Genomic DNA, 17,839 nt, shown 5'->3' on the forward strand with positions numbered 1-17,839 from the left:
CGATGGCGGACCCGGACGGAACTTGAGCCGTTCTTCAGGAGAGCCGCTGAGAGGGCTGGACGCGGCTTCCGAGCGGCAATTCTGTCCGGACTTTAGTCGAAATTGTTTTCAATGATCCTAAAAGCGCGCGCGATCGTCCTGTCCGGCGACCGCGAATTGAGGGCTTTCGAGGGGCGGTCTTAGAGTCGGCGGGAGTCGCCAGTCCGCGCGGAGAACTGCGGTTTCGCAGACAATTATATCGTAACTGGCGACTGCTAATGGATTTAGCGGATTTGAAAGGATTCGGAATGTCCCGCTCGTCGGTCACCCCGTCACCACGCCTCTCGTCTCGGACCCGTTCGACGATCGTTTCCCGATCGTTGCGTGCGTTTGGCCGGGCGAAACGGCATGGGCTGGCTTCGCTGGCGTGCCTGGCGGCCCTGGGCTGGAGTTCCGCGGTCCTCGCGCAGGGGCCTCCGGGTTCGTCGCAGAAGCGGGCGACGACCGGAGACGACGCCAGCGAAAACGGCTGGGGAGTGATCGGCCGGACCGGCCACCTGGGATTCAAGACGTTCGGCCGGGACACCTCGATCACGCCGGTCGAGATCATGCCGTACCTGATGGAAGATGAACACTTCTTCTTCAGCGACATCCGGGGCTTCGTTTCGAACGAAGCGGAGTTCGGCGGAAATGTGGGCCTTGGTTACCGCTATCTCGATGAAGGGATGATGTCGTGGTACGGGGCCAACGTTTTCTATGACATCGACAACACGACAGGGGAGATGTTCCACCAGATCGGTTTCGGCCTGGAGGCGGCGATCGAGGTGTTCGAGCTGCGGACGAACTTCTACCTGCCTGTCGGGGACACCGAGAAGCAATTCAGTTCGGGGACGCTGGCGGCCCGTTTCGAGAACAACCAGCTGCTGTTCGATTCGACGTCGCGCTTCGGGAGCGCGATGAAGGGACTTGATTTCGAGGCCGGGTCTTCGATTCCGATGCCGGTCGGTCCGTGGGGAAGCGATCTTCGCGGATTCCTGGGCGGATACTTCTTCAGCGGCGACGGCGTCGACAACATCACCGGTTTCAAGGCGCGGGCCGAACTCGACGTGAACCACGCGGTGACGACGCAGTTGCTGTACACGAACGACGGAACGTTCGGCAGCAACCTGATGGTTGGCGCCCAGGTGGAATTCCCCTGGGGCGGAAGCCATCCGTCGTCGAGCTGGAAGCGCGCGATGCCGACGCCTTACCGGTATGTTGAACGCAATTACAACGTCATCGTGGCCGAGACGCGATCGGAGATCCAGGGGATCGTCGCGATCAATCCCGCGACGGGCCTGCCTTACGAAGTGCAGCACGTTTCGGGAACGGGTTCGGCGGGCGGAGACGGGACTGCGGACGATGCGTGGGCAACCGTCGCCCAGGCGCAGGCGGCTGGCGGCGACCTCATCTGGGTCCATTCCGGAACGACGCTGACAGAACAGATCACGGTCCAGAACGGCCAGTTCGTGCTCGGCGAGACGCCGGGACAGACGATCGTGGCCCAGGGCTACGGGAACATCCAGCTTCCGAGCGGCCCGAGCACAGGACCGATGGCGGCTCCGGGGAGTTCGCCGCTCATTACCGGCGTGACGGGTCCGGCGGTGACGCTCGGGAACAACAGCACGTTCAGCGGGTTCACGATCGACGGTGTGACGGGCAACGGCGTGGTGGCCAACGGGGCCAGCAACGTGACGCTGAGGAACCTGACGCTCAGGGACATCAGCGGCGACGCCATGGTGCTCAACAACACGACGGGCAACGTCTCGATCCAGAACGTCGACTTTGAAACGGTCGGCGGCCGCGGCCTGGTGATCGACGGCGGGAACGCCACCGTGAACGCCCAGGCGACATTCACGAACGTTACGGGAGATTCGCTGACGATCGAAAACACCACCGGTGGCTCGGTGACGCTGACCGATGTGAACATCTCGCATGGCGGCGGACGGGGCCTCGTCGGCAACAACCTTGGCGGCGGCCTGTACACGGACGACCTGACAGTCACGCAGATCACGGGCGACGCCATCGTCATCAACGGGTCGACGGAGAGCATCACGTTCGGCGGCACGACGCTGATCGAAGATTCGCTCGCCCGCGGCATGGTGCTGAACGGCCTCGATCCAACGGAGGTGGTCAACGTCACGAAGGCGATCACGATCGAAGACCTGCAGGTGGACTCGACATCGACGGGCGCCGCCCTGACGGTGACCGATTCCGAAGCCGACATCGTCATCAAGAAGATGACGTTGGCCCTGGAGAACGGAGCCGGCCTGGTGGTGAACGACGTCGACTCGCTCAAGATCGAGAAGGGAACGATCTCGACGACCAAGAATACGGCGGTCGACATCGAAGATTCGGACACCGACATCCGGCTCACCTCGGTAAGCGCGGATGACGGGACGGTCGGCATCCGGATCGTCGACAGCACGGGCGGATTCGTCGTGAACGGTGTCGGCGGCCTGGGATCGGGCGGCACGATCAAGAACATGGACACGGCGGTCTATCTGGAGAACGCGGGAACCGTCGGCCTGGGCCGGATGAATTTCACCGGCAACACGAACGGCATCATGTCATCGTCGACCGACTACGTCGTGCTGGATTTCATCCAGATGGGAAGCACGACCAACTACGCGGTCGACTCGCGGAACGACGCGCTGCACTCGATCACGAACTCGTACTTCGCGGAGAACGGTTCGCTCGGCGGCGGGACGATCCGTTACCAGGCGGATACGTTCGGCACGTACGTGTCGCAGATCATTTCGTCGACGATTGTCGACAACAACGGCACACCGGTCACCTTTACGGGCCTGGCGGGGGCCGAGGGATCATCTCTCAACCTCCTGATGGACAGCACGGTCGTCTATGCGAACCGTGGCGGCGTGTCGGCTCTCGACATCGACTGGAAGGGTCCGATCGGGGTGACCGTCAACGGCAGCGAGTTCAACCTCAGCGAGTCCAACCAGCGGGCGATCGACATCGTGGGGACGTCGGCCACCGATCGTCTGACGGCGGCCCTGACAAACAACATCGTGAATGCCGACGACACGAGCGCGACCGGATTCCGCATCATCGCGGCGGGAACGTCGACGCTGAACATTGTCGGCAACGGCATCGCCTTCAACGGCGGGAACGGCGTGGGAATGCAGTTCGACCTGGCTGACGACGCCAACGTGGTTCTCGACACGAACGTGATCATCGACAACGCGTTCGGAGCGACCGGGTTCCTGTTCGACGACATCGCAGCCGGTTCGACGGTCCGCATCGACGGCAACACGATGCAGTTTAACTCGACGGGCGTGGTGGTCGACCGCGGCATCATCTTCACCAGCATGGGTGAGACGGTGCAGCTGTCGGGAACCCGCAACAACGTGATCCAGGGAGCGACAACTCCGTTCCAGGCTCCGTCGGGCAAGACGACCGGCAGCTTCAGGCTGAACGGCGCGACCGTCCCGTAGTCGATCGCGGTTTTTCGTGAGGACCGGGCTTCGCGTCCGCCTATAATCGCTCCCGTCACCTGGCAGAAAGGGACGGGAGCGCAGCGTGTCCGACTTCGAGAACCCGCCGATCGAGCAGGAGCAGGCCCCGCCGGACGTGCGGCTGTATATCCCCGAGCCGAACGTCTGGACCGCGCGGGTGAAGCTCGGCTGGGAAAAGGAATACTGCTATGCAAAGTTCCCGGGACAGGACTATCTGCACCTGCTGCTGAACGGCGAGATCTTCATCGAAGGCCGGGACGAACGATTGTGCCTGACGTGTGCGCTGCGTCGGGGCGTGATCACCACGGACCGCCTGTACTGGCAGAACCGGCCCCGGCTGTCCTCCCTTCCTGTCCACGGTCTGTGATCCAGCTCCTTTCATGACGGCCGGCGTGACCGAATCTGGCTGGGTGCGCGACGACGTCGACGGGACGCCAGTGCGTCTGTTGCCGCCTGCGGAGGACTCGGTCGGAATCGTGTTCGTGCTTCCCGATGGGCAGTGGCCGGAGCCGGACGACTGGCAGACTCTTCACGATCTTGTCCGGGCCGCGCGTCTGGGCGCCGTGGTTCCGGACGTGCGGCCGTGGTGGATCGACCGGCCGGATCCTGCGCTGGGCCGGGCGGAATCGCCCCTGGCGTTTGTGGCCGAGAAACTCGTTCCGTCAGTTTCCCGGCGCTGGCCGTCGCCGAGCCGGCCGGCCGTCCTGGGGGTGGGTTTCGGGGGACAGGGAGCGTTGCAGCTCGCCTACCGATTTCCGCAACTGTTCCCAATTGTGGCCGCGATTTCGCCGGCCATCGATTTCCACCGGCTGCACGATTCGATGCCGCAACTGCAGGAGTGGTTCGAGACGTCCGAGCGTGCGCGGCAGGAGACCGTGACGCTGCGACTGCACCCGTTGAACTGGCCTCCGCACCAGTGGTTCGCGTGTTCCCGCGGCGACTGGCGGTTTGACGGTTGCGAGCGTCTGGCCAGCAAGCTGGCGTCAATCGGCCTGCCGTTCACGGCCGATCTGGAGACGCCGGGGGGGCCGAACTTTCTGGCGGTGCAGCTTCGGAGAGCGTTCCAGTTCGTGACGGCCCGCCTGAACGAGCCTGCGACGACGCGGGAGATCCGCTTCGGACGGTGACGCGGGGCTTTGAACGCCTACACTCTTCGCCTCGCAATCGTCGACGGTTGCCTCTGTCGCTTGCGATGTCCTTTTTTCTGGAAACTGCGTTGTCATGAAGCACCGACCACTTGGACAGTCCGGCATTGAAGCCTCGGCCGTCGCCTTCGGGGCGTGGGCCATTGGTGGCTGGACCTGGGGCGGGGCGGACGAGCAGGAATCGATCCGCGCGATCCACGCCTTCCTGGATGCGGGGGGGAACCTGATCGACACGGCGCCGGTGTACGGATTCGGCCGGAGCGAGGAAGTGGTGGGGAAGGCGATTGCGGATCGCCGCGACAGGGTGGTGCTGGCGACGAAATGCAGCATGCGGTGGGACCTGACCGAGGCGCAGAAGGCCCGGGCGATCAAGCGGTTCTCCACGACGGAGGAGAATATCGACTGGTCCGGTTCACCGGGGGCGGGAAGTTTTGACGTCTACCTGTACAGCGGCGCGGATGGGATCCGTGAAGAGGTGGAGCGGAGCCTCAGGCGGCTGCGGACCGACGTGATCGACCTCTACCAGACCCATTGGCAGGACGACCTGACGCCGATCGAAGAACGGATGCGGGCGCTGGAAGACCTCAAGAAGGCGGGGAAGATCCGCGCCATTGGCGTCTCGAACGCAAAGCCGGCCCAGCTCGCGGAGTATCGGCGCATCGGCGTGATCGACTCGGTGCAGGAAAAGTATTCGATGCTGGACCGGCAGCAGGAGCAGATCAATCTGTCGACCTGCGCGCGGGACGGAATCGCGTTTCTCGCCTATAGCCCGCTCGCGCAGGGCTTGCTGACCGGCAAAATCACGCCGGACCGCGACTATGACCCGGGAGACCAGCGGCGCTTCAAGGACCGCTTCAAACCGGACAATGTCGTGCAGGTGCTGGCAATGCTCGAGCCGCTGGGTCCGATCGCGACCCGGCACAATGCAACGATTGCGCAGGTCGTGATCGCATGGACGCTGGACGTCCCTGGCTGTTCGCATGTTCTCTGCGGCGCCCGCAATCCGGAGCAGGCCGTCGCCAACGCGCAGGCTGGATCGCTCGACCTGACCGCGGCGGAAATCGACAGCATCACTGCCGCCGTTGAGACTTACCGAGGGGTCTGATTCTCCCTCGCGGAGTGCCTTCTGGTGCTGGCAACATCCGCAGCCTGGCAGGAAGCCTTGCGCTCGCGTGGCCTTTGCCGCCCAAGGTGGCATGTCGTCTCACAGGTCGGGGACGGAGCGGTTTTGACTGACGGATTGCTGTCAGCATTCTCCGGGAGAGTCAGTGGAACCGGGGACCGTCCGTGTGTTTCAGGCCGCACAGTCCGAGGAGATTGCGGCGAGCATTCAGAGAAAACCCTTGGTCGTGAAGTTTAGTACCGTCGCGCCCTTCAGTATGACCGATAGCAGTATTTGCCTTCGGGAGTCTTCGCGGCGCGAGAAACACGTTTCCGCAGCAGGGAGAATCTCCAGGGAACAGGGCGACCGGTCGTTTTCTGCATGCGGCGACCGAGATGCGACGAGGACCCAGGCGAGGTGCATTGGGAGAAGGGAAGTCCATCCGGGTGTTTGGGAGCGGGAGCCATGCACACATCTGCCCCGATGCGGGCGATTCAACTTGTTCAATGCGACAAGGACCTTGAACAGGCGATCAGCGGAGAGATTCAGGAACGTCAACTGGAGGTGGTGACATTCGAGTCAGTCGACGAGTTCCGACGTCGATTCCAGACGTCACCCTTCCGGAATGACTGCATCCTGCTGGAGTCGCGCTCCAGCTCGTCGCTCGACCTGACGTCGCTGATCGAAGTCCGCCGGATGGCGCCGGCGGGGGCGGTCATTCTTCTGACGACCAATTGCAGTCATGCGAACCTGATGACGGCTCTACGCTGCGGAGCGACCGACGTGATCAACGGGCCGGTCGACGCCGTGACGCTTTTTCAGCGGCTGGACGACTACTTTGAATCGCGGCCGCCGAAGACGTTCCGGATCGACCGCCCGCAGGCGATCGCCGGCATTGCCAGCCTGACCCGCTGCGAACGTGAAGTGCTGCAGCTGGTTCTGGCGGCGATGACGACGCAGCAGATCTCGCGCAGCCTGCACGTCGGTCCGCAGACGGTGGCCAAGCACAAGCAGCAGATCCTCCGCAAACTGGGGGTGCGGAACGACGTGGAACTCGTGCTGGAGATCGTGGGCAATCAGACGCAAACCGATCATTTTTCCGGCCTGAGCTGAATTCGAGAGCTAGGCTTCCGTTGGTTTTCAACGTCGCTCTTTCGCGATCCGGGGTGATGGATGCTCATTCCACCTCAGCCAGACGGTCCTGTCGTCCGTGTCGTGGATGACGACCCATCGGTGTGCGGGCTGATCACGTCGCTGCTGACCGGACACGGGCTGCGGGTGCAGACCTACCGGAATGCCATGGATTTCTTTCAGGCGTTCGACCCCGCGGTTCCCGGCTGCCTGGTGAGCGACGTTCGGATGCCCGGCATGACGGGGATCGAGCTGCAGGAACGGCTCAAGGAGCGCGGCTGGCTGATCCCGACGATCATCATTTCGGGCGATCTCGACGTTCCCACGGCGCTGCGCGCCATGAAGAATCATCCGGTCGACGTGCTGGAGAAACCGTTTCTGCCGCGAGTTTTGCTCGAGCGGGTGCGGCACGCGATCGAAATCGATCAACGGACCCGCGAAGAGGTGTCGCGATCTGAGGATGTCACGCGGAAGCTGGCCAGCCTGACGTCCCGCGAGAGGGAAGTTCTGCAACTCGTCGTCTCGGGGCACGCCAACAAACATGTCGCGCGCTCGCTCGACATTACCGAGAAGACAGTGGAGGCGCATCGCGGCCGGCTGATGAAAAAGCTGGGCGCGCGAAATGTCGTCGAGCTGGTGCGGATGACGGTCGATTCGGACTCGGCCGTCCGATCGTGACGCTGTGAGAGACCCGCGCGATCGAGGTCGCGCGGCCGCTTTGTGACGCCGGAGGCAACGGCAGTTACTCGAGGAGGAAGACGTCTTTGGCGGCGGGGAGCGGGTCGGCCGGGTCGATCAGGCAGTTGAGGACATCGAGGATGCGGAGGCTTCCGCAGACGATCCCGGAGCGGAAGGTCCCGTTTCCGGTGAGGATGACGTGTCCCCATTTGGCGTAAATGTTTCCGCCGAACTCGACGTTTCCGAGCAAGGCCTGACGGATCAGAAGGATCGGGCGGCGATCCATGCGGCGCTGCATGAGCAGCATGCCGTGATAGGGGCTTCCGGGTGAGTTCAATCCGCTGAAGCGGTTTCCGGGGAGCGCCGTGTCGATCAGGACGCTGGGAACCAGGCTGAGCACTCCGGGGTTTCCGGGGTCCGTCTCGCCTTCGGCCGCGTCCGGAAGCCCGGTGGCGGAGGAGTAGCTGGTGGTGTCGGTGACGTAGAACATCACTCCGTCGGCCTGCACTTCGCCGGCCAGCATGTTCAGGCTGATCTGGGTGAGCGGATTCTTGCCGCGGATGATGTAGATCCCGGGCTCGAAGATGACCCTGCCGGAAACAATCTGGATCCAGTCGTAGACGCCGGGGCGGAGCGTCGTGGGAGGTCCGATAAGCGGAATGCCGATGACGGTCGGGGCGCCGCGGTAGGTGGTGTCGACGTTCGTGGAATCGGACGCGACAGATGGCGGGGGGACGTTCGCATAGGGGTCGGGGACGGGAAATCGGTTGGCTTTCAGCGGCAGTTCACCGCCGCCGGTGAAGGGTTGATAGCAGTCAGGGTTGTCGACGCCTCCGACAACGCGCAAGTCGCGGCAGCGGACACGGGTGAGTGGCAGGAGTGGCGTGCAGGAGCAGGCGCGGCGGAGACCGCGGCGACCGATGCGGTCTCCGTTCTCGTCGAAGCCTCCCCAGGAATTGTTCACATGGATCGCACCGTCAACGCGCACGGCGCCGAGTCCGAGCACCTCCAGCCCGCCGAGCAGGGGCATGACCGAGGGGAGCGAGATCGGCAGTCCGAGGAGGTTCAGTTCCGGCGGATCAGGATCGAGGATGACGAGCGCTGCCGGCGCGGTGGTGACCTGCCTTCCCGCGACGGCGCGGACGCGAACCGAATCGGTCCCGCCAAACCGCATCAGGTGGGTCTGCACGGGAACCGTGACAATCACCTCAACGTGGTCCTCGTCTCCGGCGTACTCCCCGACCGTGGGGGGCACATGCGTGGTGACAGTCGCGTTCGGGAGCTGGTTCAGCACCTTGATATATCGCTCGGCGACAGACGCGGGGGATGCTTCTCCGTAGGCGATCTCGGCAGCGGCCGCGGAGGCGGCGGCATCCGCGGCATGCTGCGCTTTGCGCGATGCGGCGGTCAGGAGTCCGCCGTCCAGGACGAGTCCGGCGACCGCCAGGATCGAGGGGATCAAGACGGCGAACAGGACGAGGAGCTTTCCCGAGCGCGGAGCAGAGCTCCGTTCGATGCCGGTCGAAATGGATGGCGATCGATGCATGAATTGGGCCCTGATTCAATTCGCGATGAGCATTGTCGAGCGGGCAGTCAGGTTCCACTTCGCTCCGAACAGGCGGGGAATCACCGTCGGCGCTTCCGATGAGAGCTCGACCTGGATCTTCTTCCCGGCACTGTTCGCTCCATCGAGCCACTGCACCTTGATGCCGACGATGGAGGGGGTGAGTGTCGCCAGCAGCGGGCGAATGGCCGCCGCAATCGGGTGCGTGTCGGCGGCGGTTCCGGTCCATGTCGTCGGCTGCATCGCCGTTTTGCTGAACTCGCCGGCGACGATGACCCGGCGCGCTGCGCGGCAGGCGCATTCGGTCAGCATTGTCTGGCGCTGCACGGTCAGCGCGACATCGAGCCCGGAGAACAGGATCAGGAACGCGACGGGCAGCACGATGGCGGCCTCTACCGCAGCGACGCCCCGTCGCCGGCGGGCTGTTCGACCGATTCGATGTTGGCCAGGATTTACTGTCATCGGATCTGCCGCACGGTGACCGAGTGACGGAGGTTGATGCGACTGCCGGGAGTGACCCAGAACAGGGTCCATCCGACCGGATAGCTGGCTTCAATCGTGACGAGCGTGTGGAGGTCCGCTTCGACTTCTGTCGTGATGTCGACGGTGAGCAGAGCGGGATCGAAGCGGTTCAGGTTCGCGCTTTCGAGGAGGACCGCGTCGCGGAGCCTCAGCTTCCACCCGTTTGCCTCGTCCTCCGAGAACCGATTCGACATCGCGTAGTCGCCGCCGATCCGCACGGCGTTCGAGAGCGTCATGTCGGCCTTGATGATCCGGCCCAGGTCGGCGATGCCGCCGATGACGGTGACCAGGATGGGCAGGACGAGGACGAGTTCCATCGCGGCGGTGGCCTGCCGCGGTTCGGGCGGGGCGTCAGTCCCGGGAAGCCAGGCGCGGTTATTTGCGATCATTGACCATCCCCGTCTTCGAGAACTGCTCGACGATCTGGATGGCGGCCGGACCGGCGAGCACCACAAAGATGATCGGGAAGAGCAGGATCAGCGTAGGAAGCAGGATCTTCACGGCGGCGATCTGGGCGGCTTCTTCGGCCCGCTGTTCGCGTTGTTCGCGGAGCGAATCGGCGAGGCTGCGAAGGGTGGTGGCGATGCGCGACCCGAATCGCCGGGCCTGGCTGCAGGCGTTCGCGAGAGTCCTGAGGATGTCGACGTCTGACCGCTCGGCAAAGTTGAGGAGGGCGCGGTCGGCGGTGGCGCCGAGTTCGATGTCGCGCTGCACGCGCGCCAGTTCGCTTCCGAGAACGGGATGCGCCACCTGAAGTTCATCGGTAATGCGCTGCAGGGCCCCTTCCAGGCTCATTCCGGCGTCGAGGCAGGCGACCATGAGGTCGAGGAAGTCGGGCAAGGCGGACTGGAGCGACTGCTGGCGACGACGGGTGCGCAGTTTCAGGTAGTGGCCGGGCGCGAGGAAGCCGAGGCATCCTCCGAGGAGCGCGCCGAGCAGGTCATCGAGGACGCGGGGCGGGAGTGACCGGGCGAACCAGATGCCAAGGAGGGCGCCGACGGCTCCCACGAGGAGTTGCATCGTGGAGAAAACCGAGACGGCCGCCGGGGCCTGGAATCCAGCATGCAACAGGCGATTCCGAAGGGTGCCGATCGACGCTTCGTTGCGCGGCCCCAGTTGGCGCAGGAGCCGGTGGAGGAAACCGTCGGACTTCGCGCGACGGTCGTCATTCGATGTCAGCGAGCGGATGCGGTTGTCGACCCTTCGGTCCGACTGGACGAGAATCATCAACGCGGTGAAGACGGCTCCGAAGGCCGCCAGCCCCGTCCACACATGCGCATAATCCTGAAGGATGCCGGCCATCACGATCGTCGATCCGGGAGGAGGGGTTCAGAAGGGAATGCGGACGATGCGTCGAATCCAGAGCGCGGCGACGACCTGCGCCGCGACGAGGGCCTGCAGGATCCGCGGACGATCGAGCAGCGCCTGGAGATAGTCGCGCCGTGCGACGTACAGGCCGATGAAGGTGACGATCGGCAACGCGGACAGGACGATCGCCTGCATGCGTCCTTCGCCGGTCAGGGCCCGCATCTTCGCCTGGAAGGAGGCGCGTTTGCGGATCAGGCTGGCCATATTGGAAATGATCTCGAGCGGGTTGCCGCCGGTCTGGCGCTGAACGATCAGCGCGATCGCCAGGATGCGGAGTTCCATCACCGGGACGCGACGACAGAGTTCCTGCAGCGTCTGCTCGAACGAGAGGCCCAGGTTGTGCTGTTCACAGGCCTTGGCAAACTCCCGGGCCAGGGGCTGCCGGCCTTCCGTTCCGACGAGCTGGAGCGCCGCGCTCACGCTTTGTCCGGCCTGGACGGCCCGGACCATGACATCGAACGCTTCCGGGAGAAGTTTCTGCAGCTGTCTGATCCGCCGCTGGCGTTTGAAGGCGACATAGATGACCGGAGCGACCACGCCTGCGAGGAAGGCGATGAACATCACCGTTCCGCGCGCGCGGAGCAACGTCAGCGGCAGACAGAACGCCCCACCGCACAGTCCGCAGATGGCGACCAGCTGCGCGAGCGTGATCGGAACGGCCGACTGTTCGAGAAACTGGCGTGCCTCCAGGAGGAGTCGGTGCTTTCCCGATTCGACGAACTGCAGGTCGCGGAAGAGCTTCGAGTTCTGGGCGGAGTCGCCCGCTCCATCGCGCCGCAGCTGATTGATCCGGCGGTCGACGCGACGGGCGTGCCCCCCGAAGATCTCACTGATGAGCAGTGCGGTCGCCCCGACCGCCAGCGACACGCTGCTGAGGACGAACATGCCAGTCATGTCGGATTCCTCCGGGGCGTCACGGGAGCGACGGTGTCCGCTCGTTCGGGAATCAGCTGACGACGTTCGAACAACGATGGAGGGAGGATGATGCCCGCTTCGCGCAGGACTTCGAGGCACTGGGGGCGAATCCCGGTCGCCATGAACCTTCCCATCTGGCGATGCTCCTGGTCGAGGCCTGTCTTCTCGAACGTGAAGAGGTCGTGCATCTGGACCTGTTCGCCGACGAGTCCGGTGACTTCCGAAATCTGCGTAACGCGTCTCTGCCCACCGGCGAGACGCTCGCAGTGGACGACGATCGTGACGGCGCTTGCGATCAGTTCGCGGATGAACCAGATCGGAAGTTCGAAGCTCGCCATGCCGACGAGCATTTCGAGGCGCCGGATGGCGTGGCGCGTCCCGTTGGCGTGGATCGTCGTCAGGCTTCCGGCGTGACCGGTAGTCATTGCCTGGAGCATGTCGAAGGCTTCGTCGCCGCGGCATTCGCCGACGATGATGCGGTCGGGCCGCATCCGGAGGGCATTGCGAAGCAGGTCGCGTGAGCGGACTTCGCCCTGGCCTTCGAGGTTTGCGGGGCGAGTTTCCATGCGGGCCACGTGGGGCTGCTGGAGCTGCAACTCGGCCGCGTCCTCGATGGTGGCGAGGCGTTCGTTCTCCGAGATGTATCCGGAGAGCATGTTGAGGAGTGTGGACTTGCCGCTTCCCGTGCCCCCGGAGACGACCATATTCAGTCGGCCCTGAACGCAGGCGGCAAGGAACTCGATCATCTCCCGACAGATCGAGCCGCGCGAGATGAGGTCGGCCGCGATCAACGGCTTGGCGGCGAAACGCCGGATGGAGACGAGTGCGCCATCGAGGGCCAGAGGCCGGATGACGGCGTTGACGCGGCTGCCGTCGGCGAGCCGAGCGTCGACCATCGGATTGGCTTCGTCGAGTCGCCGGCCGATCTTGCTGGCGATGCGCTGGACGATTTCGACGAGATGGTCTTCGTCGTGGAAGGCGACGTTGGTCCGCTCCAGCCGGCCGCGACGCTCGACGTACACGACCTTGGGGCCGTTGATCAGGATGTCGGAGATGGTCGGGTCGCGGAGCAGCGGTTCGATCGGTCCGAGGCCGAGGGTTTCGTCGATGACTTCATTGATGAGCCGCTCGCGCTCGCCTTCGTTGAGAAGGTCTGCCCGATAGCGACAGAGGTCCTCGATTCCCCGTCGAAGTTCGCGGCGCAGTTCGTGATCCTTGAGCGCCGTGGCTGATCCGGTGTCGAGGGCCGCGATCAGATGGCGGTGCACGTCCTGCTTGATTCGCAGGAACCTCTGTTCGCGCGACTCCTTGCGCGCCGCTCCGGCCTGGAGCGGCGTTGGTTTGGAGTCGGAATTGAACATCGAACCGATCATGTCGAGGCGACGGCGATGCTACGGAGGATCTTCGCGAAGGAGTTCTTTCCAGGTTCGGACTTCGGCTTTCCGTCAGGTGGGGTCGGAGAAGGCATGATGCGTTCGGCGAGCTGGTTGATCTGTTCGGCCAGCTTCGACGCGGGGGCTTCCGTCAGGACGGGGACGCCGCAGTTGAGGCTGACGTTGGCGTTGAGCGGATCGTCGACAAGGCAGACGTCGACAGGACGGCGGAGGAAGGAGTCTGTCTTGAAAGCCGGGATTTCTCCGGGCTGCCCGGCGCGATTGGCGGCGACGATGATCCGCTGGGAATCGATCTGCTGTTCCTGCCATTCATCGAGCACGCGCCGCGCACTGCACAGCGACGCGAAGTCGAGCCGGACCAGCAGGACGACGGTGTCCGAGAGCTGGGCGAGCCGGAACCGGCGCGCGCTGCGGCAGTCGGCGTCGATCACCCAGCAGGGGCGGGCGGGCCGGGCCAGCTTCATCAGGCGGTTGACGTCTTCGGTCGGACAGTCGGCCAGTTCGTCGGGCGAGAGTCCTCCCGCCAGCACGGACACTCCGCTGGTATGGCTGGGAAGCGATTCGGCGACGACCTTCGCATCGAGGGAGTCGATGCTCCTGAGCAGGTCGCCGAGCGTGTACCTTGGCTTGAAGTCGAAATGATCGCCGACTTCTCCATGTTCGGAGGCGAGGTCGACGAGGCCACAGCTCTTCAGGCGCTGGGCAAAGGAGAGTGCGAGGTTCGATGCGATCATCGTGCAACCGGTGCCGCCGGATGCGGAGGTGATCGTGATGATGCGATTCACCGTCTGCGCCTGGTGTCTCACCGCCTCGATGCGGATGAGAACATCGGCGAGCTGGGATTCCAGGTCAGACGATTCGTCGATGTAGTCGTCGGCGCCGGCGTGCAGTGCTTCGAGGATCGCCCGGGGCTCATGGGGCACTCCGACGCAGACGATGCGGCAGTAGTTGGACGACCGCAGCTGACGGATCAGCGGGACGACTTCGCTGGGGTTGTCGGGCAGGACGACAAACATCACCTCAACCGAATCAATCCCGCTGAGTCGCTGCGCCTGGGCAATCGGGAGGACACTCGTCAGCGGGCAGTCCCTTCCCTGTGCCAGAAGGACACGCCGGAGATGCGTGGCCGCGACGGGTCTGTCGCTCAGGATCAATGCTGCCATGCGCGCCGCTATCCATGGAGGAAACATCTGCGAATGGGGCGCGTCCATGCATGAGGGGAAAGCCCCCCATTCACCTAAACGTAACTCCTGACGGAAACGGTGAAGGCGTAGAGTCGGGCAACAGGCCCGAATTGCGACAATGTCGCATTCCGCGTCGCAGTTGAGGTCCGGTTGCGCATGCGCGTCGGGGTTTTCCCCAATGAATGTTGCGACAAATCAACACGTTGCGGCGAGCTTTGTTGCGTTTCTTCCGCAGTCGGCCGGGCACCAGAAAGCCAGACGGCCCGAGCGCAGACATCGAAACCAAAGCAGTCCTCCCCCGGAGACGCGACCTACGTTTCCTGAGGAGTGCACTGGGCCCTGATGAGCGTGGTCATGTCGCCTGTCGAGTTCGCCGATCCCGGCGTCCGCCATATCGAACTCACGATCGAGCGGCTGGAGCGAAGTCTCCTGGGCGCGGCGGTTGCCGCCAGCGATCCGCGCGCATTCGCGGAAGTCGCCGCTGCCCTGCTCTTCAAGAGTCTTCCCGTGGAAGGGGTCGGCGTCTGGATCACGACATCAGCGGAACAGGACGCCGAGCCTGTCGCGTTCTTTGGCAATGGTCGCGACCTGGAGCGCTGCCCTGCCTCGCTGCAGGAAGCGGCCGGGCGACCTCGCCCCGACGACACCGTGAGGGGCCTGCCCGAGGCGGGCGTCTCCCGGGCCAGCTTTTCCGTTCCTGACATCGGGCAGGTCACGTTTCTCGTTTCCATTCCGCATGAGGAGGTGTGGAGCCTGTTCTCCGAAGGCTGGCTCGAGAAGGCCATCGCTCCAGCCATCCAGATTCTCGCTGCGCACATCGAAGCGCGCGAATCGTCGGCTGTCTCGTCGTTGCTGGTCCGCGAGTCGGTCGATTCGCTCATCGGTCTCAACGAAGCGGGTGAATGCACCCTGTGGAGCCCGGCCGCGGAGGCCCTGTTCGGCTGGCCTGAGCCGGATGTGATCCATGTTCCGCTCCGGATCGTTCCCCGCTCCCACGCGGCCACGTGGGAGCAGAGCGTTAACGCGGCGCGGGCCTCAGGACGTCCACTGACTGTTCGACTGACGGGCCAGAGGTGGGACGGCACGCTTGTCCCTGTGGAAGCACGGATCGTGCCGTTGCTTGGCGACATCCGGTCGCTTCCCCACGTGTTGCTCGTGCTGCGCGACATGACTCTGGCTGCCGAAACAGGCGAATGGCGAAAGCTTGTAGCATCGGCCTCACAGGCGTTGCACGCCGCCACGGGAGAGATCCCGTCCATCGGCAACTGCCTGGCGCCGTTGATCTCGTCAGGCCGGTTTCGTCGCGCGGCGCTGTGGCATATGAGCGCCGATGGGCAAGGCTGGACGCTGCACACGAGCGAGCCGGCTGCCGCGCGGACAGCGGGGGGACTTCCGGACAACCTGATCGCAAAGGCCGTTGCGGGGAAGCTGGTCGATCTCGTTGGTCCAGTCGAGATGCCCGTGCCTTCGCAGGGACGGGTGTTGCGCAGGCCGACCGGCTCGCTCGTCGGCGTCCCTCTTCCTGATCGCCAGTCGCTGCTGGTGCTGGAACAGGCCGGCTACGAGGAGCCCGGCGAGGCGGCGCGCGAGGCGCTTCGCACCATTGCTTCGATCGTGGGAAGCGCGCTGGACCGGGAGCGATTGACCCGCGAGCTGGAACAGATGCGGGAGCGCGTGACACAGGCAGCGAAGCTGGAATCGCTGGGACTTCTGGCGACGACCGTCGCGCACGACCTCAACAACATCCTGACCGTCGTGTTCGGCTATGCGGACCTGGCGCGGCATTCGAACTCGCCGCAGGATTCGATCGGTGAAATCGAGAAGGCAGCGGAGAAGGCGGCAGCGTTGAGCCGCCAGCTTCTGCGTTCGGGACGAACGACGCGCAACGAGACGGTGGTGTTCGACGTGGCCACGGCGGTCGCGGAGCTGGAGCCTTTGATCCGGAGCCTCACGGGTTCGAAGATCACCCTCAAGATCGACGCCGCGGTTCGCGGGCTGTGTGTGCGCATGCCGCGCACGGACTTCGACCAGCTGGTGTTGAACCTCGTCGCCAATGCGCGGGACGCGATGCCGGCCGGCGGACTTCTCGGAATTCGCCTGGCCGCGGTCGAACCGGTGCTGCGGGATCTCGAACGGAATCCGCGGCTGCGGTCGGGCTCCTGCGTCCAGCTGCGCGTCATCGACAACGGCGCCGGCATGACGGCGGAAGTCTGCTCGCGGATGTTCGATTCCTTTTTCACAACCAAGGAGGCCGGGAAAGGGACGGGCGTCGGGCTGGCGACGGTCAGGCAGGTTGTCGACCGGGCGGCGGGAGGGATCAGCGTGGAGAGCAGGCCGAGCGTCGGCACGGCGATGACAGTGCTCCTTCCACGCGTGATGTCCGCGGTCTGTCCGCGAACGGTCGATGCGCGGCCGGAAGTTCTTCCCTCGGGAACCGAATCGGTGCTGATCGTGGAGGAGGAGCCCCGCCTTCGCGATCTGCTGGCGCGAATCCTCGAATTGAGGGGATACAAGGTTCGCTCGCTGGCGCAGCTGCCGGTGGAGCCCCTGCCAGAGCTGGCCGGGGCCGAGCTCGTCATTGCCGATCGCTCAACGATTGAAGCAGCGCCGCAGAAGTGCCCGCGGAAAGGGACGGACCGCTGCGCCGCGCTGGCGCTGGTGGAAGCCGACTGCGACAGCGCGATGCCGGCGACGGCATTCGCCGTCTGCCGGATGTTGCCCAGGCCGTTCACCAGCCACCAGGTGGCGATCGCCGTTCGCGAAGCCCTCGATGCCCGCTGACCTTCTCGCCCAGGCCTCTATGAGCCGACGCTGTCGAACAGACTGGACGGGCAGACGGGCCAGGGACCGCTCGCGTGACTGTGGAGGCGAGCTTCAATCCGCATCTGCGATTCTACGGCGAGCAGTCGCCGTTCGTGTGCCTTTCTTGCAACACAGAGCCCGTAAGCCGTCAGTCCGAGGGCTCCACACAGGCCGGCCAGGATCCCGAGATCGCGCGGGAGTCCGCTTCCGATGCCCATCGAAAGACAGGTGATCGAAAGGATTGCAATCGAAAACTCCGACAGCAGTGGGGGGCCAGCTTCTCCCTGTTTTCCCGCCGCCAACGAGTGCTCCGCCAGTCGTGACTGCATTCTGCGACTTCCCTCGCATTCCAAATCCGTCAAAACGCCACAAGGCCCTACAAGCCTCACCATCTACAAATATGCAACACGCGGTGCAGTCGGGCGGAAGCTTTTCAGAAAACGGGGGCCGTGTCAGGACTTTCCCTCACAGAGCGTTTTTTGCCATCCCGGTGGTACAGGGTGACCTAGGTTTCAGTGCGTGACCCCTCAAGCGCTGCGC

15 protein-coding genes are annotated in these 17,839 nt (G+C 64.3%); 7 read left to right on the plus strand and 8 right to left on the minus strand.

What is annotated here, in order from left to right; genetic code table 11:
* The first annotated feature begins 287 nt into the window (after nucleotides 1–287).
* The 6 genes from Pan44_RS26800 to Pan44_RS28175 all read left to right on the plus strand — a co-directional run bounded on the left by Pan44_RS26800 (nucleotide 288) and on the right by Pan44_RS28175 (nucleotide 7,550).
* Complete coding sequence (locus Pan44_RS26800) at nucleotides 288–3,473, plus strand: right-handed parallel beta-helix repeat-containing protein (protein WP_197453699.1); 3,186 nt, start codon at nucleotides 288–290, stop codon at nucleotides 3,471–3,473.
* An 85-nt stretch (nucleotides 3,474–3,558) separates the two neighbouring features.
* Nucleotides 3,559–3,861 carry a hypothetical protein gene (locus tag Pan44_RS26805; RefSeq protein WP_145034797.1) on the plus strand — a complete coding sequence of 101 codons (303 nt, stop codon included), beginning with the start codon at nucleotides 3,559–3,561 and terminating at the stop codon, nucleotides 3,859–3,861.
* A gap of 13 nt (nucleotides 3,862–3,874) precedes the next feature.
* The gene (locus Pan44_RS26810) at nucleotides 3,875–4,621 is read left to right on the plus strand and encodes an alpha/beta hydrolase-fold protein (RefSeq protein WP_145034798.1); all 747 of its coding nucleotides are present in this window, start codon (nucleotides 3,875–3,877) and stop codon (nucleotides 4,619–4,621) included.
* Nucleotides 4,622–4,715: 94 nt separating this feature from the next.
* A complete protein-coding gene (locus Pan44_RS26815) occupies nucleotides 4,716–5,744 on the plus strand; it encodes an aldo/keto reductase (RefSeq protein ID WP_145034799.1) in 1,029 nt (342 codons plus the stop codon).
* 462 nt (nucleotides 5,745–6,206) lie between these two features.
* Nucleotides 6,207–6,854 carry a LuxR C-terminal-related transcriptional regulator gene (locus Pan44_RS26820; RefSeq protein ID WP_197453700.1) on the plus strand — a complete coding sequence of 216 codons (648 nt, stop codon included), beginning with the start codon at nucleotides 6,207–6,209 and terminating at the stop codon, nucleotides 6,852–6,854.
* A 60-nt stretch (nucleotides 6,855–6,914) separates the two neighbouring features.
* Nucleotides 6,915–7,550 (plus strand): response regulator transcription factor, encoded by a 636-nt coding sequence (locus Pan44_RS28175; protein WP_145034801.1) that lies wholly within the window; start codon nucleotides 6,915–6,917, stop codon nucleotides 7,548–7,550.
* 64 nt (nucleotides 7,551–7,614) lie between these two features.
* On the opposite strand, the gene Pan44_RS26830 is transcribed toward Pan44_RS28175, so the two are convergent.
* The 7 genes from Pan44_RS26830 to Pan44_RS26860 are packed head-to-tail and all read right to left on the minus strand — an operon-like array spanning nucleotide 7,615 to nucleotide 14,476.
* On the minus strand, nucleotides 7,615–9,096 hold the full coding sequence (locus Pan44_RS26830; RefSeq protein ID WP_145034802.1) for a pilus assembly protein TadG-related protein: 1,482 nt from the start codon (nucleotides 9,094–9,096) through the stop codon (nucleotides 7,615–7,617).
* 15 nt (nucleotides 9,097–9,111) lie between these two features.
* Nucleotides 9,112–9,648, minus strand: coding sequence for a TadE family protein (locus tag Pan44_RS26835; RefSeq protein WP_145034803.1), 537 nt, complete (start codon nucleotides 9,646–9,648; stop codon nucleotides 9,112–9,114).
* Nucleotides 9,573–10,025 (minus strand): TadE/TadG family type IV pilus assembly protein, encoded by a 453-nt coding sequence (locus Pan44_RS26840; protein ID WP_145034804.1) that lies wholly within the window; start codon nucleotides 10,023–10,025, stop codon nucleotides 9,573–9,575. Before Pan44_RS26840 ends, Pan44_RS26835 begins: the two co-directional genes overlap by 76 nt.
* On the minus strand, nucleotides 10,012–10,938 hold the full coding sequence (locus Pan44_RS26845; protein ID WP_145034805.1) for a type II secretion system F family protein: 927 nt from the start codon (nucleotides 10,936–10,938) through the stop codon (nucleotides 10,012–10,014). The genes Pan44_RS26840 and Pan44_RS26845 overlap by 14 nt, the downstream gene beginning before the upstream one ends.
* A 27-nt stretch (nucleotides 10,939–10,965) precedes the next feature.
* Nucleotides 10,966–11,898 carry a type II secretion system F family protein gene (locus Pan44_RS26850; RefSeq protein WP_145034806.1) on the minus strand — a complete coding sequence of 311 codons (933 nt, stop codon included), beginning with the start codon at nucleotides 11,896–11,898 and terminating at the stop codon, nucleotides 10,966–10,968.
* A complete protein-coding gene (locus tag Pan44_RS26855) occupies nucleotides 11,895–13,280 on the minus strand; it encodes a CpaF family protein (protein WP_145034807.1) in 1,386 nt (461 codons plus the stop codon). The genes Pan44_RS26850 and Pan44_RS26855 overlap by 4 nt, the downstream gene beginning before the upstream one ends.
* An 8-nt stretch (nucleotides 13,281–13,288) precedes the next feature.
* Nucleotides 13,289–14,476 carry an AAA family ATPase gene (locus tag Pan44_RS26860; protein ID WP_145034808.1) on the minus strand — a complete coding sequence of 396 codons (1,188 nt, stop codon included), beginning with the start codon at nucleotides 14,474–14,476 and terminating at the stop codon, nucleotides 13,289–13,291.
* Nucleotides 14,477–14,851: 375 nt separating this feature from the next.
* Here Pan44_RS26860 and Pan44_RS26865 point away from each other — a divergent pair, with 375 nt between their 5' ends.
* Nucleotides 14,852–17,278 (plus strand): ATP-binding protein, encoded by a 2,427-nt coding sequence (locus tag Pan44_RS26865; protein ID WP_197453702.1) that lies wholly within the window; start codon nucleotides 14,852–14,854, stop codon nucleotides 17,276–17,278.
* Nucleotides 17,279–17,295: 17 nt separating this feature from the next.
* Here the strand turns inward: Pan44_RS26865 and Pan44_RS26870 are convergent, their stop codons facing one another.
* Nucleotides 17,296–17,628, minus strand: coding sequence for a hypothetical protein (locus Pan44_RS26870; RefSeq protein WP_145034810.1), 333 nt, complete (start codon nucleotides 17,626–17,628; stop codon nucleotides 17,296–17,298).
* Nucleotides 17,629–17,839 lie beyond the last annotated feature (211 nt).

The organism is Caulifigura coniformis (assembly GCF_007745175.1).
Classification (GTDB): domain Bacteria; phylum Planctomycetota; class Planctomycetia; order Planctomycetales; family Planctomycetaceae; genus Caulifigura; species Caulifigura coniformis.

Bases quoted from the DNA above. Each gene is read 5' to 3' on its own strand.
- Pan44_RS26800 (WP_197453699.1), top strand. From the start codon at position 288: ATGTCCCGCTCGTCGGTCACCCCGTCACCACGCCTCTCGTCTCGGACC.
- Pan44_RS26810 (WP_145034798.1), top strand. From the start codon at position 3,875: ATGACGGCCGGCGTGACCGAATCTGGCTGGGTGCGCGACGACGTCGAC.
- Pan44_RS26815 (WP_145034799.1), top strand. From the start codon at position 4,716: ATGAAGCACCGACCACTTGGACAGTCCGGCATTGAAGCCTCGGCCGTC.
- Pan44_RS26820 (WP_197453700.1), top strand. From the start codon at position 6,207: ATGCACACATCTGCCCCGATGCGGGCGATTCAACTTGTTCAATGCGAC.
- Pan44_RS28175 (WP_145034801.1), top strand. From the start codon at position 6,915: ATGCTCATTCCACCTCAGCCAGACGGTCCTGTCGTCCGTGTCGTGGAT.
- Pan44_RS26830 (WP_145034802.1), bottom strand. From the start codon at position 9,096: ATGCATCGATCGCCATCCATTTCGACCGGCATCGAACGGAGCTCTGCT.
- Pan44_RS26835 (WP_145034803.1), bottom strand. From the start codon at position 9,648: ATGGACCCTGTTCTGGGTCACTCCCGGCAGTCGCATCAACCTCCGTCA.
- Pan44_RS26840 (WP_145034804.1), bottom strand. From the start codon at position 10,025: ATGATCGCAAATAACCGCGCCTGGCTTCCCGGGACTGACGCCCCGCCC.
- Pan44_RS26845 (WP_145034805.1), bottom strand. From the start codon at position 10,938: ATGGCCGGCATCCTTCAGGATTATGCGCATGTGTGGACGGGGCTGGCG.
- Pan44_RS26850 (WP_145034806.1), bottom strand. From the start codon at position 11,898: ATGACTGGCATGTTCGTCCTCAGCAGCGTGTCGCTGGCGGTCGGGGCG.
- Pan44_RS26855 (WP_145034807.1), bottom strand. From the start codon at position 13,280: ATGTTCAATTCCGACTCCAAACCAACGCCGCTCCAGGCCGGAGCGGCG.
- Pan44_RS26860 (WP_145034808.1), bottom strand. From the start codon at position 14,476: ATGGCAGCATTGATCCTGAGCGACAGACCCGTCGCGGCCACGCATCTC.
- Pan44_RS26865 (WP_197453702.1), top strand. From the start codon at position 14,852: ATGTCGCCTGTCGAGTTCGCCGATCCCGGCGTCCGCCATATCGAACTC.
- Pan44_RS26870 (WP_145034810.1), bottom strand. From the start codon at position 17,628: ATGCAGTCACGACTGGCGGAGCACTCGTTGGCGGCGGGAAAACAGGGA.